Here is a 15,778-nt window from a genome sequence, read left to right as displayed (position 1 = left end):
GCTGTACATGGCCCTGTTCAAGAAGCGCACCGTCGGTAAACCGGGCGAGTGGTACTACTGCCTGGAGCACAAGAAGGTCGAGGAGGGCCCGGACTGCCCGGGCAAGGACCGCTTCGGTCCCTACGCGAGCCCGCAGGAGGCGCAGCGCGCGATGGAGACCGCCCAGGAGCGCAACCTCGAGTGGGAGACCGACCCCCGCTGGCACGACGCGCAGGGGGGCGGCCGGGACGCCGGCGAGGACTGATCACACCCGCGTGGGCGCGGTGGCGGCGCGCTGCTCGCGCAGCCGCACCGCGTGCACGTTGGTCCGGGCGTCGTAGGCCGTCAGCCCGGGCAGGCACAGGGCGAGCAGCCCCATCGCGCCCGCGCAGAGCGCCCCACCCGACCACACGGACATCCGTACGCCCGCCCAGGCGGCGACCCCGCCGGAGCGGACCTGCCCGAGCTGCGGTCCCACCGAGTAGGACAGCAGCTCGATGCCGGCGAGGCGGCCGCGCAGCTCGTCGGGGATCGTCTGGTTCCACATCGCGCCCCGGAAGATCCCGCTGACCATGTCGCAGGCGCCGGCCACGGTCAGGAGCAGCAGCACCAGCCAGACGTCGCCGACCAGACCCGCCGCGGTGACCGCCAGGCCCCACAGCGCGGCGGACAGCACCACCATGCGGCCGTGCCGGTGAACCCGCGACGTCCAGCCGGCTGTTGCGCTGACCAGCAGCGCGCCCAGCGGGAAGGTCGCGTACATCAGGCCGAGCGACCACGCGGCGTGCAGCTCGTCGGCGAGGAACGGCAGCACGGCCAGCGGCATGGCCAGGAACATCGCGGCGAGGTCGACCGCGTAGGTGCCGAGGAGTTCCTTGCGGCTCCAGGCATAGCGGGCGCCCTCCACGACGGCCCGCAGATCCGGCCTGGCCGCCTCGTGGGATGCGGGGGAGGGCGCGATGCGGACGATGAACGCCAGCGACACCGCGAAGGTCAGCAGATCGGCGGCGTACGCCCAGCCCAGGCCCGCGTAGGCCACGACCACACCCGCGACCGCCGGACCGGCCACCCCGCCCACGGTCCAGCGGAACGAGTTCAGGGAGGCGGCGGCGGGCAGGTGCTCGTGGGCCACGATCCGCGGCAGCAGCGAGTCCAGCGCGGGCCGCTGGACCGACACCAGCGCGGAGGAGAGCGCCGCCACCACGTACAGCGGCCACACGGCGGGCCCGGGGAGCAGCGCGTTCACCAGCAGGGCGGCGCTGAGCAGGCCCTGTCCCGCCTCCGTCCACACGATCAGCCGCCGCTTGTCCAGGGCGTCGGCGAGGGCGCCGCCGTACAGCCCGAAGACGATCAGCGGGATCAGTTCCACCGCGCCGATGGCACCCACGGCCGCCGCCGACCCGGTCAGGTCCTTCAGCTGCACCGGCAGCGCGACGAAGGTCAGGAAGCTGCCGAAGTTGCTGATCAGGCCGGAGGCCCACAGCCTGCGGAAGTCGGCGGAGGCTTTCCAGGGGGCGAGGTCGGGCAGGAGTGCGGGCACCGCAGCATGGTCCGCTCGGCCCCGGCGCCGGGCAACTTCTTTTCCAGGCGGGCGGCATGGTCACCGGCGGTAGGTCACCAGGGCGCGGCCGGCGGCGCCGTCAGGATCTCCGCCAGCCTCGACAGCCGGTCACGGAAGCCGTGCCGGCCCCGCGGCGAGCCCCCGCCCCCGTTCTCGCCCGCCGCCGCGCTCACCAGGTGCTGCACGCTGTCCAGGTCCAGCTCCGCGCCCTCCGGCACCGCCAGTGTGTCGTGGGCCATCGCCGCCAGTTCGCCCCCGCCCGCGCCGAGCGCCAGCACTGTCACCCCGGCCCGGCGCGCGCCGTGCACCCGCTCCAGCAGCTCAGCGGGCTCCTCGGGGGCGACCACCAGCAGGGTCTCGCCGCGCCTGGCCGCCTCGATCCGGCCCGGGCCGACGGCCAGGTGCGCGGGGTCGGAGGGACGCGCGTGGTGCCGTACCAGCGTCGGCGCCAGCTCGGGCGTGCCCGACCAGGCCGCCTCGTCCACCAGGTGCGCGGCCAGGTGCCAGGGCTCGTACGCGGGCGTGCCCACCAGCAGCAGCCCGCCGCCGTGCGCCACCACGGACCCGCGCAGCGTCCCCGCGAACCGCCGGGTGGCCCCCAGCCACTCGGTCCCGGCGAGCACCTCGCGCAGCAGCGCGACCCGTACGGCGTCCATGCGACCGCATACTGCCGCAACCGGGCAGTCGTGACGTGGAGTTCACCCCGAATTCGCCCGACCCGGGGAGGGGTGACGGACCGTCGCCGTCCACCGAGGAGCCGTCCGATGACCGATGTGAGCGTCCCCTTCCGCGCGGGCCACGAGGGATACGCGAGCTTCCGCATCCCCGCCGTCGTCGCGAGCCGCGCGGGCACCCTGCTCGCCTTCTGCGAGGGCCGGGCCGGCTCCGCCGCCGACCACGGGCACATCGACATCGTGCTGAAGCGGTCCACGGACGGCGGCCGCACCTGGGGACCGCTCCAGGTCGCCGCGAGCAACGGGAAGAACCTCGCGGGCAACCCCGCCCCCGTCGTCCTGGACACCGGCCGCATCCTGCTCGTGCACGTCCGGGCGGCGGCCGCCGCCACCGAGGACGCCATCCTGCGCGGCCGGGTCACGGACGCCGACGGCCGCCGGGTGTGGCTGCGGCACAGCGACGACGACGGACTGACCTGGTCCCCGCCCCGGGAGATCACCCACCAGGTGAAGCGGCCCGGCTGGCGCTGGTACGCCACCACCCCCGGCCACGCCCTCCAGCTCACCTCCGGCCGCGTCCTGGTCCCCGGCAACCACACCCTGCCGCCCACCGGCACCGACACCGGCGCCGAGGCCCGCTACAACAGCGGCCACTGCCTGCTCAGCGACGACCGCGGCGCGAACTGGTACCTCGGCTACCTCGACGAGAACACCGACGGCTACGTCAACGTCAACGAGACCACCGCCGCCGAACTCCCCGACGGCCGCGTCTACCTCAACACCCGCAACGACTCCCCGTCCCCCGGCAACCGCGCCGACGCCCACTCCCGGGACGGCGGCAGGACCCTCGTGAAACCGTTCCGCCCGCAGGCCGGCCTCGCCGCCCCGGTCTGCGAGGCTGCCGTGCTGCAGCTCCGCGACCCCGACCTGCTGCTCTTCTCCGGCCCGGGAGACCCCGCGGCGCGCGCCCTGATGACCGTCCGCGCCTCCATCGACGGCGGCACCACCTGGCGCACCGCCCACACCGTCGACGGACTGCCCGCCGCCTACTCCGACCTGGTCCGCGTCGACCGGGACACGGTCGGACTCCTCTATGAGACAGGGGACTTCAGCGCCTACGAGACCATCACCTTCCGTCGCCTCCCCGTGACGCGGCTCACCTGAACCGCGGCCGTCCGCCCCCGCGGACGCCCGGTGCCGCCCGCCCCGCGGACGTAGAGTCGGCCCATGACCTCTACCGACAGCGCACAGACTCCCGCGAAGGCCCCCGCCAAGGACCCCTGGGACCTGCCCGACGTCTCCGGGCTGGTCGTCGGCGTGCTCGGCGGCACAGGGCCGCAGGGCAAGGGCCTCGCCCACCGGCTCGCCCGGGCCGGCCAGAAGGTGATCATCGGCTCGCGGGCCGCGGAGCGTGCCCGGGCCACCGCCGAGGAGCTGGGGGACGGCGTCGAGGGCGCCGACAACGCGGAGACCGCGCGCCGCAGCGACATCGTGATCGTCGCCGTGCCGTGGGAGGGCCACGGCAAGACCCTCGAGTCGCTGCGCGAGGAACTGGCCGGGAAGCTCGTCGTCGACTGCGTGAACCCGCTCGGCTTCGACAAGCAGGGCGCCTACGCGCTCAAGCCGGAGGAGGGCAGCGCCGCCGAGCAGGCCGCCGCCCTGCTGCCGGACTCCCGGGTCACCGCCGCCTTCCACCACCTGTCGGCCGTGCTGCTGCAGGACCCGGAGATCGAGGAGATCGACACCGACGTCATGGTGCTGGGCGAGGCCCGCGCCGACGTTGAGATCGTCCAGGCGCTGGCCGGGCGCATCCCCGGCATGCGCGGCATCTTCGCCGGCCGGTTGCGCAACGCCCACCAGGTCGAGTCGCTGGTCGCGAACCTGATCTCCGTGAACCGCCGCTACAAGGCACACGCCGGGCTCCGGGTCACCGACGTGTGAGTCCATGGGGGACACTGGTGACCTCAGCAGTGTCCCCCGACAGGAGCCCCCCGTCATGCCCCGCATCGCCCTCTACACCCTGATCGTCTGCCTCCTGGCCACCGCCGCGGCCGTCGTCTCGTTCGTGCAGGGCAGCTTGCTGGGCATCGTCTGGGTGCTGCTCGCGGGGCTGACGTCCAACATGACCTGGTACTACGTCAAGCGCGCCCGGGACGCCGCCGCGGGCGGCAAGTCCGTCACGGGATGATCGAGCAGCCCGGGTCGTTCTCCCGCCAGAACCGGAACAGGTCGTACCCGCAGTACGTCTGGACCTCGTCGATCCCCAGACCGCGCAGGATCGAGTGGATCGCGTCGAAGAACACGCCGTTCACCGCCGGCAGCCACAGCAGCGCGAAGACGATCATCAGCCCGAACGGCGCGAACGGCTCCACCTGCCGCTTCACCTGGTGCGACAGCCACGGCTCGATCACCCCGTAGCCGTCGAGACCGGGCACCGGCAGGAAGTTCAGGATCGCCGCCGTCACCTGGAGCAGCGCGAGGAACGCCAGCGCGTACCGGAAGTCGCGGGGCACCCCGTCCAGGGCGTGCAGCCAGAACGGCGCGGTGCACACCACCGCGAACACCACGTTGGTCAGCGGGCCCGCCGCCGAGATCAGGCTGTGCCGCCACCGGCCCCGGATGCGGCCGCGCTCGATGAAGACCGCGCCGCCCGGCAGGCCGATCCCGCCCATGATCATGAACACCACCGGGAGCACGATGCTCAGCAGCGCGTGCGTGTACTTCAGCGGGTTCAGCGTCAGGTAGCCCTTCGCGCCGACCGAGATGTCCCCGCTGTGCAGCGCGGTGCGCGCGTGCGCGTACTCGTGCAGGCACAGGGAGACGATCCAGGCCGCCGTCACGAACAGGAACACCGCGATCCCCGGCCGCTCGGCGAACCCCGTCCAGGTGGCCCAGCCGGTCACGGCGGCGACGGCCAGGATCCCGAGGAAGACGGGACTGATCCTTTGATCGCCTCGGCTGGTGGTGACGGTGGTCATGGTCCGGGCTCCTGAGGGGCGTGGCGGGCGGAAAGCCCGACCGTACCCGCACCGGACTCGCGGGGAAAACGTCTCGCGACCGCCCTTCGGTTCCTGGAGGCTGGGGAGATGGCACTGATGAGGGTGTTCTACGAGGACTGGCAGATGGAATGCTGCGGCAGCCCGTTCGGCGTGGGCGAGGAGGTGGCCTGGAAGCTGGTCGCCTACGACGGCAAGGACCGGCGGCGCGGCGCCGGACACGGCGCCGAGGCGTGGGTGGAGAACCACGGCGGCCCCGACCGGGAGACCGTGGGCCGCGTCCGGGCCATCGACCTGGTGCACCAGGAGTTCCTGGCCCACCACGACCCCCGCGCCGCCGAGGCCGCGGAACTCGCCGACGTGCCGCCCGGCACGCTGGTCTTCCGGTCGACCGGGCGCAGGCTGAAGCCGGTGCCGGGCCCGCCCACCCTGGAACCCGTCCACAGCTGCCCCCGGTGGTTCAACGCGTTCGAGGAGGAGGAGCAGCCGCCGCGCCGCGTCCCGTTCCGGGTCCGCCGTGCCGTCGGCGTCCTCGTCGCTCTGGAGGTCCCCGACGCCACACCGCACGAACCCGGTGCCCGCCCCTGACGCCACCGGAGAGAATGGGTCCCGTGCGCTATCGCCTCCTCGGTCCCACCCAGGCACTCCGCCCCGACGGCTCGCCCGTCCCGATCGGCGGTGCGCGGCTGCGCGCCCTGCTGAGCGTGCTCGCCCTGCGCACCGGCCGCACCGTGCCGGCGGGCGTGCTGGTGGACGAGGTCTGGGGCGCCGACACGCCCGCCGACGCCACCGGCGCGCTCCAGGCGCTGGTCGGCCGGCTGCGCCGGACGCTCGGCACGGACGCCGTCGCCTCCGCCGACGGCGGCTACCGGCTCGCCGCCGAGCCCGACGACATCGACCTCAACCGGTTCGACCGGCTGACCGGCGAGGGCCTGGGCGCCCTCGCCGACGGCGACCCGGCCAAGGCCGCCGCCGTCCTGGACGACGCGCTCGCCCTGTGGCACGGGCCCGCCCTGGCCGACCTGCCCGACCGCGCCGCCGAGGCGGCCCGCTGGGAGACCCGCCGCCTGGACGCCGTGCGCGCCCGGCACACCGCCGCCCTCGCCCTCGGCCACGCCGAGCAGACCCTGCCCGAGCTGGCCGCGCTCTGCGACAGCCACCCCCTGGACGAGCCGCTCCAGGCGCTGCGGCTGCGGGCGCTGCGCGACGCCGGCCGGCCCGCCCAGGCGCTCGCCGGCTACGAGGACGTGCGGCGGCTGCTCGCGGACCGGCTCGGCTCCGACCCCGGCCCCGAACTGCGCGCCCTGCACGCCGAACTGCTCAGCGAGGAGCCGCCGCGTGCGGCACCGGAGCCCGCGCCCCGGCCGGGCAACCTGCCCGCCCGGCTCACCTCCTTCGTCGGCCGGGAGTCCGACATCGAGGCCATCGGCGCCGACCTCGCGACGGCACGCCTCGTCACCCTGCTCGGTCCCGGCGGCGCCGGGAAGACCCGGCTCTCGCAGGAGGCCGCCGAGGCCGTACGGCACGACGCCCGGGACGGGGTGTGGCTGGCCGAGCTGGCGCCCGTGGACGACCCGGACGCCGTGCCGCAGGCCGTGCTCACCGCGATCGGTGCCCGCGAGACCGTGCTGCACGGTGCCGGCGCCGAGAGCATGCGCGCCGTCGCCGACCGGCACGACGACCCGGCCGAGCGGCTGGTGGAGCACTGCGCCCGGCGCCGGATGCTGCTGATCCTGGACAACTGCGAGCACGTCGTCGAGGCCGCCGCCCAGCTCGCCGAACGCCTGCTGGCGCACTGTCCGGGGCTGACCCTGCTCGCCACCAGTCGGGAACCGCTCGGTGTGCCCGGCGAGCTGGTGCGGCCCGTGGAACCGCTGCCCGAGCCGGTCGCGCTGCGGCTGCTCGCCGACCGGGGCGCGGCCGCCCGGCCAGGGTTCCGGGTCGGGGACGACCCCGAGGCGTGCGCCGAGATCTGCCGGCGGCTCGACGGACTGCCCCTCGCCATCGAGCTGGCGGCCGCCCGGCTGCGCATGCTCACGCCCCGCCAGATAGCCGACCGGCTGGACGACCGCTTCCGGCTGCTCACCAGCGGCAGCCGCACCGTGCTGCCCCGCCAGCAGACCCTGCGCGCCGTCGTGGACTGGTCCTGGGACCTGCTCGACACCGACGAGCGCGACGTCCTCAGCCGGCTCTCGGTGTTCGCGGGCGGCTGCGACCTGGCCGCCGCCGAGGCCGTCTGCGGCCCGGTCGCGCTGGACGCGCTCGGCTCCCTGGTCGACAAGTCCCTCGTGGTGGCCGCCCCCTCGGCCGACGGCCAGATGCGCTACCGCCTGCTGGAGACCGTCGCCGAGTACGCGACCGAGCGGCTGGACGAGACCGGGCGCCGGACCGAGGCCGAACGCGCCCACCTGACGTACTACCGCGAACTCACCCGTACCACCGACCCGTTGCTGCGCGGTCCCGGACAGCGCGCCGCCGTCGACCGGCTCCAGCTCGAGTACGAGAACGTGCGTACCGCCCTGCGGCACGCCATAGCGGGCCGGGACGAGCAGGAGGCGCTCTGCATCATCCACGGCCTGATCTGGTACTGGCAGATGCGCGACCTGCGCGTCGAGGCCCGCAACCTGTGCCGAGAAGTCATGGAGCTGGGCCCCGACCCGTTCGAGGAGCCGGTGCGCCGGGCCGCGCCGGTGTGGCAGCGCCTCACCGACACCCCGCCCCCCTACACCGGTGAACTGCTCGACGAGGCCCGGCGCGGACTGCACCTGGCCCATCTGGCCTGCATGGACACCGAACTGGAGACCTGGCAGACCCCGCCGGCCCAGGCCAAGATGCGCGCCATCACCCGGGTCTACGAACCGGGCATGCCGCAGACCTGCCGCGCCCCGGGCATGCTCTGGTTCTTCGCCGAGCTGCTGACCGGCGGCGTCGACCGGCTGCGCGTCATCCTCGACTCCTGCGTCCGCACCTGCCGGGACACCCCCGGGTTCGAGTGGGAGCTGGCCTGCACCCTGCAGATGCGCGCCAACATCCTCGCCAACCGCACCGAGTGGGCGGGCGACGCCACCCGCGACGCCGACGAGGCGCTGGAGATCTTCGAGCGGCTCGGGGACGCCTGGGGCGCCGCCGAGGCGCTCTCCGCCCGCGGCGAGTCGTACGAGCGCAAGGGCGACTACGAGGCGGCCGCCGCCGACTTCCGGGCGGCCGTCGCGCACGCCGAGCGCCTCGGCGCCCGCGCCCAGACCGCGGTGCTGGGCATCCGCCTGGGCGCCGTGCTGCTGGAGACGGGCGAGCCGGAGCAGGGCGAGCGCCTGCTGCGCGAGATCATCGCGCGCACGGACGGCACCAACAGCGAGGCGCTGCCGATGGCCCGCCTCTTCCTGTCCGCCCAGCTCTGCCTGGCCGGCCAGGTCGAGGAGGCACGCGAGCAACTGCGGCTGCTGCGCGAGGGGTTCGGCATCGCGCACTTCGTCGTCTTCGACGCCCTCATCCTCGGCCAGGAGGCATGGGTGGACATCGTCGACGGCCGTGCCGGGGACGCCCTGGACAAGATCCGGCAGGCGCTGGCGCGCGCCCGCGACCCGCTGTCCCTGGCCATCGCCCCGCAGCTGCAGCCCCTGTACCTGACCATCGCCTCGGCCGCCCTCGCCGAGGCCGACGGCGGCAGCCACGCCGCCGACGCCGCCCGCCTGCTGGGCACCGCCCACGCGCTGCTGCCCCCGGGCCATGTCGACACGAGGGTCGAGCGGGCGACCCGCGCCCACGCGGAGGGGGCCGTCCTCGCCGTGCTAGGGCGGGCGGCGTTCGACGCCGCGTACGCCGAGGGCGGTGGCCTCTCCCTCGCGGAGGCCACCGCCCTGGTCTGACCGTCCCGACGTGTCAGGCCTTGGTACGGAACTTGTGGATGGCGACCGGCGCCATGACCGCCGTGAGCCCCACCGACCAGATCAGGGTCACCCACAGGTCGTGCGCCACCGGGCCGCCCTCCATCAGGCCGCGCGCGGTGTCGGCCAGCGCGGACAGCGGGTTGTAGTCGGTGAACGACTGCAGCCAGCCCGGCATCGACGCGGTCGGCGCGAAGATCGACGAGCCGAACTGCAGCGGCATCAGCACGAGGAAGCCCATCGCCTGCACCGACTGGGCGTTCTTCATCACCACGCCGAGGGTCAGGAACACCCACATCAGGGCCGAGCCGAACACCACCGACAGGCCGACGGAGGCCAGCAGCCCGCTCCAGCTGTGGACGTCGTAGCCCACGAGGACGGCGACCACCATCAGCACGCAGGTCGCGAACAGCATCCGCAGCAGCTCCACCGCGATCTTCGCGAAGAGGACGGAGCCGCGCCCGATGGGCAGCGAGCGGAAGCGGTCCATGACACCGGAGTTGAAGTCCTGGTTGAAGCCGGTGCCCACGCCCTGGGCCATGTTCATGCCCATCATGGCCATGAGTCCCGGGATCACGTACTGCACGTACCGGTCCTGGCCGCCGCCCAGCGACTGCCCGATGGAGCCGCCGAAGACGTACACGAACAGCAGGGTGAAGATGACCGGGAAGAGGATCGCGTCGAACATCGACTCGGGGTCCTGCCGGATCCACAGCAGGTTGCGGCGGATCAGCGCGCCGGTGTGCCGCAGATGGGCCCGCAGGGTGATGGGCGTGTCCGCCTGCGCGGCGGCCGGGGTCAGGGTGGCGGTACTCATACGGCGACCTCCTGGCGGTCGTCGGCGGGCGTGACGTCCTGCGGGGCACTGGCACGGTGGCCGGTGAGGGACAGGAACACCTCGTCCAGGCTGGGCAGTTCGGTGGTGATGGAGGAGATGGTGATGCCGCGCGCGGTGACGGCGCCGACCACGGCGGTGAGCTGCTCGTCGCTGAGGATCGGCACCAGCAGGGTCCCGGTCTCGGTGTCCACGGTGGTGGTGGCGAGCCCGGTGATGCCCAGGTCGTCCAGCATCGCGGCGAGCGGCCGCAGCTGGAGCGCGTCCACCGGCCGGACGCGCAGGGTGCGCCCGCCGACCCTGGCCTTCAGCTCCTCGATGCCGCCGTTGGCGATCACCTTGCCGCGGTCCACGACGGTCAGCTCGGTGGCGAGCTGCTCGGCCTCCTCCATGTACTGGGTGGTGAGCAGCACGGTGACGCCGTCCCCGACCATCGCCTTGACCTCGTCCCAGACCTCGTTGCGGGTCCGCGGGTCGAGTCCGGTCGTCGGCTCGTCCAGGTACAGCACGGCCGGCCGGCCGATCATCGAGGCGGCGAGGTCGAGCCGCCTGCGCATACCGCCGGAGTAGGTGCCCGCCGGGCGCTTGGCGGCCTCCGTCAGGGAGAACCGCTCCAGCAGCTCGTCGGCGCGGGTGCGGGCGTCCTTGCGGGACAGGTCCAGCAGCCGGCCGATCATGTACAGGTTCTCCCAGCCGGGGAGCTTCTCGTCCACGGAGGCGTACTGGCCGGTCAGCCCTATCACCCGGCGCAGCTGCCGGGGCTGGCGCACGACGTCGTAGCCGGCCACGGTGGCCTGCCCGGCGTCCGGGGTGATGAGGGTGGACAGGATCCGCACGAGGGTGGTCTTGCCGGCCCCGTTGGGCCCGAGCACACCCATCACGGTGCCCTCGCGCACGTCCAGGTCGACCCCGTCCAGCGCCTTGGTCTCGCCGTAGTGCTTGACCAGTCCCCGTACGGTCACGGCGGGGCGCCCGCCGGCGGGGTTGTCGTCGATTCGCGTCATGCCGAAGACGGTGCCAGGGTCCGCCGACAAACCACCGACAGCCCGCCGACAGCCACCGACAGCCGGCCGACAGCGGTCACGCCGCACCGGCGGCCGCGCGCACGGCAAAGGGGGCAAAGGGGGCAGCCCCGCCGACGGGGGACGATCAGCGGGGCTGCCGGGGTGTTGCCGCGGTGGTCTAGTGGACGGAGTGCTCCTCCAGCGGGAAGGTCCCGCCGACGACGTCCTGCGCGAACTCCTTGACCGCGTCGGTCATGACCTCGCGCAGGTTCGCGTACTTCTTGACGAACTTCGGGACCCGGCCGGAGGTCAGCCCGAGCATGTCGGTCCACACGAGGACCTGCGCGTCCGTCTCGGGACCCGCGCCGATGCCCACCGTCGGGATGTGCAGCACCCGCGTCACCTCGGCGGCCAGCTCCGCCGGCACCAGCTCGAGCACGACCGCGAAGGCGCCCGCGTCCTGCACGGCCTTGGCGTCGCGAAGCAGCTGCTGGGCGGCCTCCTCGCCGCGCCCCTGCACGCGGTAGCCCATCGCGTTGACCGACTGCGGGGTCAGCCCGATGTGCGCCATGACGGGGATGCCGGACTCCACCAGCAGCCGGATCTGCTCGTGCGACCGCTCGCCGCCCTCCAGCTTGACCGCGCCGACCCCGGCCTCCTTCACCAGCCGGGTCGCCGAGCGCAGCGCCTGCACCGGCCCCTCCTGGTAGGAGCCGAAGGGCAGGTCGCCGACGATCAGGGCGCGGCTGGTGCCGCGGACGACGGCCGCCGACAGCATGGTCATCTGGTCGAGCGTGACGGGCACGGTGGTCTCGTACCCCAGGTGGCAGTTGCCCGCCGAGTCGCCGACCAGCATGACCGGGATGCCGGCCTCGTCGAAGACGGACGCGGTCATCGCGTCGTAGGCGGTGAGCATGGGCCACTTCTCGCCCCGCTCCTTGGCGAGGGCGATGTCGCGGACGGTGATGCGGCGTGTGCCCTTCCCCCCGTACAGCGCCTTGCTGCCGTCGGAGGGCTTGTTCTGGGCAGCCGAAAGCTGCGTCATGGCAACGGCTCCTTCAGTCATCTCGAGGCGCCCTCACGGCGTCCCCGGATCGCCTCCATGGTGGCACCTCGTGCCGTCCGGGGCCAGGGGGAGCCCCTGTGATCCCTTCCGCGTCGATCAAACCCTCGTTGCGTAAGGCGCGAGTAAAGAAAATAAGATACGAGACGGTTCCGTATCGGAATGGCCGTAGGCTCGGACGCATGACAACCTCCGTCCCTGCCTCCCGGATACCGGAAGCGGTGCACCGGCGCCGCTGGGCGATCCTCGGCGTGCTGATGCTGAGCCTGCTCATCGTGGTGCTCGACAACTCGATCCTGAACGTCGCCATCAAGACCATCTCCACCCCGGCCCCCACCGGCCTCGGCGCCACCCAGAGCCAGATCGAGTGGGCGATCAACTCCTACACGCTCGTCTTCGCCGGCCTGCTGTTCACCGCCGGACTCATCGGCGACCGCCTCGGCCGCAAGAAGGTCCTGCTCGGCGGCCTCGTCGTGTTCGGCCTCGGCTCCGCCCTGGCCGCCGAGTCCGGCTCCCCGGCCCAGCTCATCGCCTTCCGGGCCCTGATGGCCCTCGGTGCCGCCTTCGTGATGCCCGCCACCCTCGCGGTGCTGATGAACGTCTTCGAGCGCGAGGAGCAGCCCAAGGCCATCGGCATCTGGGCGGGCGGCGTGGGCCTCGCCATCGCCATCGGCCCGATCACCGGCGGCGCCCTGCTCGACCACTTCTGGTGGGGCTCGGTCTTCCTCGTCAACGTGCCGATCGTGATCGTGGCGCTCGCCCTGATGGTGTGGCTGGTGCCCGACTCCCGCGACCCGAACCCGGGCCGGCTCGACCCCGTCGGCGTGGTGCTGTCCGTCGTCGGCCTGGTCCTGCTGGTCTACGGCATCATCAAGGGCGGTGAACTGGCCGACTTCACCGACGCCAAGGTGCTGGCGACCATCATCGCGGGCCTCGCCGTCCTCGCCGCGTTCGTCATCTACGAGAAGCGCAGCGACCACCCGTCGCTAGACGTCACGTACTTCAAGAACAAGGTCTTCTCGGCGGCCATGGCGGCCATCGCGCTGGTCTTCTTCGCGCTCATGGGCGTCACCTTCTTCTCCGTCTTCTACACCCAGAGCGTGCGCGGCTACTCGCCACTGGAGTCCGGCGTGCTGATGCTGCCGCTGGCCGCCGCCCAGATGATCTTCGCGCCGAGGGCCCGGCTGGTGGTCGAGCGGTTCGGCAACAAGGCCACCACCACGGCGGGCCTGGTGCTGATCGCCGCGATGCTGGCCTCCTTCGCCACCTTCGAGGCAGACACGCCGATCTGGCTGCTGGAGATCATCTTCTTCCTCATGGGCACCGGCATGGCGCACATCATGACGCCGACCTCCGTCGTCATCATGCAGGCCCTGCCCCGGGAGAAGGCCGGTTCCGCCTCCGCGCTCAGCAACACCTTCCGCCAGGTCGGCGGCGCCCTCGGCATCGCCGTGCTCGGCTCGGTGCTCTCCACCGCCTACCGCAACGGTATCGAGGGCAAGCTCGGCCTGCTGCCGCCCGGCCTGCGCGACACCGCCGGCGAGTCCATCGAGGCCACCCTCGGCATCGCCGAGAAGCTCGGCGCGCGCGGTCAGGGCCTGATCACGCCCGCCAACGACGCCTTCCTGCACGCCATGCACGTCACCGCCCTGTGCGGCACGGGTGTCGCGCTCGTCGGCGCCGTGGTCACCGCCCTGTGGCTGCCGGGCAAGCCGCCGGCCGACCGGCAGGGCAAGAAGGAACCGGAGTTGGTCACCGCCAAGGACTGACCGCTCCGGCACCGCTCCACGGGGGAAGGAGGCGGCTGCGGGACAATTCCCGCAGCGCATCGAAAGGACGGACGAGTGAGCCTTGCCGAAAGCCGGCCGCGGCCGGACGGGCCCGTGCGGGGACGACCCCGCAGTGAGGCCGTGGAACGAGCCATCATCGAGGGCGTGATGCGGCTCCTGGAGGAGGGCGTGCCCCTCGCCGAGCTCTCCATCGAGCGCGTCGCCCGCACGGCAGGCGTCGGCAAGGCCACCATCTACCGCCGCTGGAGCGGCAAGGAGGAACTGTTCGTCGACGTCGTGCGCGCCGCCGAACCCCCCGACCCCGAACTCCCCGGCACCTCCATGCGCGACGACCTCGTCGTCCTGCTGGAGACCCTGCGCCGGCGCGGTCTCGCCACCCGCTCCTCGGTGATCCTGCACAACGTCTACGCCCAGATGAAGTCCAGCCCCCGGATCTGGGCCGCCTACCACGCCAGCGTGATAGCGCCCCGGCGCGCGCTCGGCATGGACGTGCTGCGCCGGGGTCTGCGCGACGGCGAACTGCGGCCGGACGTCGACCTGGAACTGGTCAACGACATGTTCGTCGGCCCCATGCTGGTGCGCTCCGTCATGCGCCCGGACGCCGACCTGCCCGAGGGCCTCGCGGAGGAGATCGTCGACACGGTCCTGGCCGGCCTACGGCCCGTCAGCTCGACAGCCTCGTAGCGCGTATGTGCGCGTTTCGTCACAGACCAGGGCGGTGTCGGGGGTAACCGGAACCCCCGGCGCCGCCCCGTTCGTCCTCGTCTTCCGTACGGCCGTCGCGGGACGGCGGGATCGGAGCCGATCATCCCCTAGGGTCGGAAGAGCGCGGGGGGAACGACGGTGGGCACGGCAGGCAGTGAGGCAGACGGTATGGCGCGGCAGGCGTACATGACGGAGACGGACCACGGAGGCTCGGGGCCCGAGCGACCGGGATCGCGGCTCCGACGCCTGGTGCGGCGCCTGCTGCACGGCTGGCGCGGCGATCCGCGCGTCTGGCGCAGAGGTGTCGTCCTGGCCGTCCTCGCGCTGCTGCTCGCCCTGGTGATGCTGCTGCACTCGCACATCCCCAACCGGGTGGGCAACCTGGGCAGTCTCAGTGAGACGTTCCTGCCCTGGCTGGGGCTGGCCATCCCGGTGCTGCTGGTCCTCGGCGTGCTGCGCAGGTCGGCGACCGCGCTGATCGCGGTCCTGCTCCCCGGCATCGTGTGGCTGAACCTCTTCGGCGGTCTGCTCACCGACAAGCAGGGCACCGGCGGCGACCTGATGGTGGCCACCCACAACGTGAACGCGGACAACCCCGATCCGGCCACGACCGCCCAGGACGTCGCCTCCTCCGGGGCCGAACTGCTGGCGCTGGAGGAACTGCCCGCGTCCGCCGTCCCGGTGTACGAGAGGACGCTCGCGTCGACGTACCGGTACCACGCGGTCGTCGGCACGGTCGGGCTGTGGAGCAAGTACCCGATGACCGGCGTCGAGGCGGTCGACATCAAGCTCGGCTGGAAGCGCGCCATGCGCGCGACCGTCGCCACCCCCGAGGGCCCGCTCGCGGTGTACGTCGCCCACATGCCCTCGGTCCGCGTGAAGATGGAGGCCGGGTTCACCGCCCGGCAGCGCGACAAGAGCGCCGACGCGCTCGGCGAGGCGATCGCCGACGAGACGCTGCGGCGGGTCGTGCTGCTCGGTGACCTGAACGGCACGATGAACGACCGCTCGCTCAACGCCGTGACCTCCCAGCTGCGTTCCACGCAGGGCGCGGCGGGCAGCGGCTTCGGGTTCAGCTGGCCGGCGTCCTTCCCGATGGCGCGCATCGACCAGATCATGGTCAGGGGCGTCGAGCCGGAGAGCTCCTGGACGCTGCCGCGCACGGGCAGCGACCACCTGCCGGTGGCCGCGCGTGTGCGGCTCGACACGTCCTCGTAACCCGCCGGAATACTGCGCCCGGGAGACTTTGTTCCGCCAGTGAACATACACTGGACGGAACTCCGCTCT

The 15,778-nt window shown here is 72.9% G+C and carries 15 protein-coding genes; 9 read left to right on the top strand and 6 right to left on the bottom strand.

All coding sequences use genetic code 11. The features are described 5' to 3' along the window. Positions 1–7: 7 nt before the first annotated feature. Positions 8–244 (top strand): hypothetical protein, encoded by a 237-nt coding sequence (locus PV343_RS27505; RefSeq protein ID WP_319149671.1) that lies wholly within the window; start codon positions 8–10, stop codon positions 242–244. On the opposite strand, the gene PV343_RS27500 is transcribed toward PV343_RS27505, so the two are convergent. Both PV343_RS27500 and PV343_RS27495 read right to left on the bottom strand, forming a co-directional pair. After that, positions 245–1,519 carry an MFS transporter gene (locus PV343_RS27500; RefSeq protein ID WP_319149670.1) on the bottom strand — a complete coding sequence of 425 codons (1,275 nt, stop codon included), beginning with the start codon at positions 1,517–1,519 and terminating at the stop codon, positions 245–247. It abuts the gene before it with no gap. Between the two features lie 74 nt (positions 1,520–1,593). Next, positions 1,594–2,196 carry a hypothetical protein gene (locus PV343_RS27495; protein WP_319149669.1) on the bottom strand — a complete coding sequence of 201 codons (603 nt, stop codon included), beginning with the start codon at positions 2,194–2,196 and terminating at the stop codon, positions 1,594–1,596. A gap of 108 nt (positions 2,197–2,304) precedes the next feature. On the opposite strand from PV343_RS27495, the gene PV343_RS27490 reads away from it, so the two are divergent. The 3 genes from PV343_RS27490 (at position 2,305) to PV343_RS27480 (ending at position 4,402) form a co-directional block, all read left to right on the top strand. Next, positions 2,305–3,378: a sialidase family protein gene (locus PV343_RS27490; protein ID WP_319149668.1), complete on the top strand. Its 1,074-nt coding sequence runs from the start codon at positions 2,305–2,307 to the stop codon at positions 3,376–3,378. A gap of 63 nt (positions 3,379–3,441) precedes the next feature. Then, the gene (gene npdG / locus PV343_RS27485) at positions 3,442–4,155 is read left to right on the top strand and encodes an NADPH-dependent F420 reductase (RefSeq protein WP_319149667.1); all 714 of its coding nucleotides are present in this window, start codon (positions 3,442–3,444) and stop codon (positions 4,153–4,155) included. Between the two features lie 4 nt (positions 4,156–4,159). Continuing rightward, positions 4,160–4,402, top strand: a complete 243-nt coding sequence (locus PV343_RS27480; RefSeq protein WP_387949418.1) for a hypothetical protein — start codon at positions 4,160–4,162, stop codon at positions 4,400–4,402. Here PV343_RS27480 and PV343_RS27475 read toward each other — a convergent pair. Next, on the bottom strand, positions 4,392–5,192 hold the full coding sequence (locus PV343_RS27475) for a site-2 protease family protein (RefSeq protein WP_319149665.1): 801 nt from the start codon (positions 5,190–5,192) through the stop codon (positions 4,392–4,394). The genes PV343_RS27480 and PV343_RS27475 overlap by 11 nt on opposite strands. A gap of 108 nt (positions 5,193–5,300) precedes the next feature. Here PV343_RS27475 and PV343_RS27470 point away from each other — a divergent pair, with 108 nt between their 5' ends. Both PV343_RS27470 and PV343_RS27465 read left to right on the top strand, forming a co-directional pair. After that, entirely contained in the window at positions 5,301–5,798 is a 498-nt protein-coding gene (locus PV343_RS27470; RefSeq protein WP_319149664.1) for a DUF6578 domain-containing protein, read from the top strand. Between the two features lie 14 nt (positions 5,799–5,812). Beyond that, positions 5,813–9,076: a BTAD domain-containing putative transcriptional regulator gene (locus tag PV343_RS27465; protein ID WP_319149663.1), complete on the top strand. Its 3,264-nt coding sequence runs from the start codon at positions 5,813–5,815 to the stop codon at positions 9,074–9,076. Positions 9,077–9,089: 13 nt separating this feature from the next. On the opposite strand, the gene PV343_RS27460 is transcribed toward PV343_RS27465, so the two are convergent. The 3 genes from PV343_RS27460 to panB form a co-directional block, all read right to left on the bottom strand. After that, positions 9,090–9,911: an ABC transporter permease gene (locus tag PV343_RS27460; protein WP_319149661.1), complete on the bottom strand. Its 822-nt coding sequence runs from the start codon at positions 9,909–9,911 to the stop codon at positions 9,090–9,092. Next, positions 9,908–10,933 (bottom strand): ATP-binding cassette domain-containing protein, encoded by a 1,026-nt coding sequence (locus tag PV343_RS27455; protein ID WP_319149660.1) that lies wholly within the window; start codon positions 10,931–10,933, stop codon positions 9,908–9,910. The genes PV343_RS27460 and PV343_RS27455 overlap by 4 nt, the downstream gene beginning before the upstream one ends. Positions 10,934–11,111: 178 nt before the next feature. After that, positions 11,112–11,978 (bottom strand): 3-methyl-2-oxobutanoate hydroxymethyltransferase, encoded by an 867-nt coding sequence (gene panB / locus PV343_RS27450; RefSeq protein ID WP_319149658.1) that lies wholly within the window; start codon positions 11,976–11,978, stop codon positions 11,112–11,114. Between the two features lie 200 nt (positions 11,979–12,178). On the opposite strand from panB, the gene PV343_RS27445 reads away from it, so the two are divergent. From PV343_RS27445 to PV343_RS27435, 3 genes are all read left to right on the top strand, one after another. Continuing rightward, the gene (locus PV343_RS27445) at positions 12,179–13,765 is read left to right on the top strand and encodes an MFS transporter (RefSeq protein WP_319149657.1); all 1,587 of its coding nucleotides are present in this window, start codon (positions 12,179–12,181) and stop codon (positions 13,763–13,765) included. Positions 13,766–13,840: 75 nt separating this feature from the next. Beyond that, positions 13,841–14,470 carry a TetR/AcrR family transcriptional regulator gene (locus PV343_RS27440; RefSeq protein WP_319149656.1) on the top strand — a complete coding sequence of 210 codons (630 nt, stop codon included), beginning with the start codon at positions 13,841–13,843 and terminating at the stop codon, positions 14,468–14,470. A 189-nt stretch (positions 14,471–14,659) separates the two neighbouring features. Beyond that, on the top strand, positions 14,660–15,709 hold the full coding sequence (locus PV343_RS27435; RefSeq protein ID WP_319149655.1) for an endonuclease/exonuclease/phosphatase family protein: 1,050 nt from the start codon (positions 14,660–14,662) through the stop codon (positions 15,707–15,709). Positions 15,710–15,778 lie beyond the last annotated feature (69 nt).

The organism is Streptomyces sp. WI03-4A (assembly GCF_033792105.1).
GTDB lineage: Bacteria > Actinomycetota > Actinomycetes > Streptomycetales > Streptomycetaceae > Streptomyces > Streptomyces collinus_A.
This window is presented reverse-complemented; position numbering and strand designations above follow the sequence as displayed.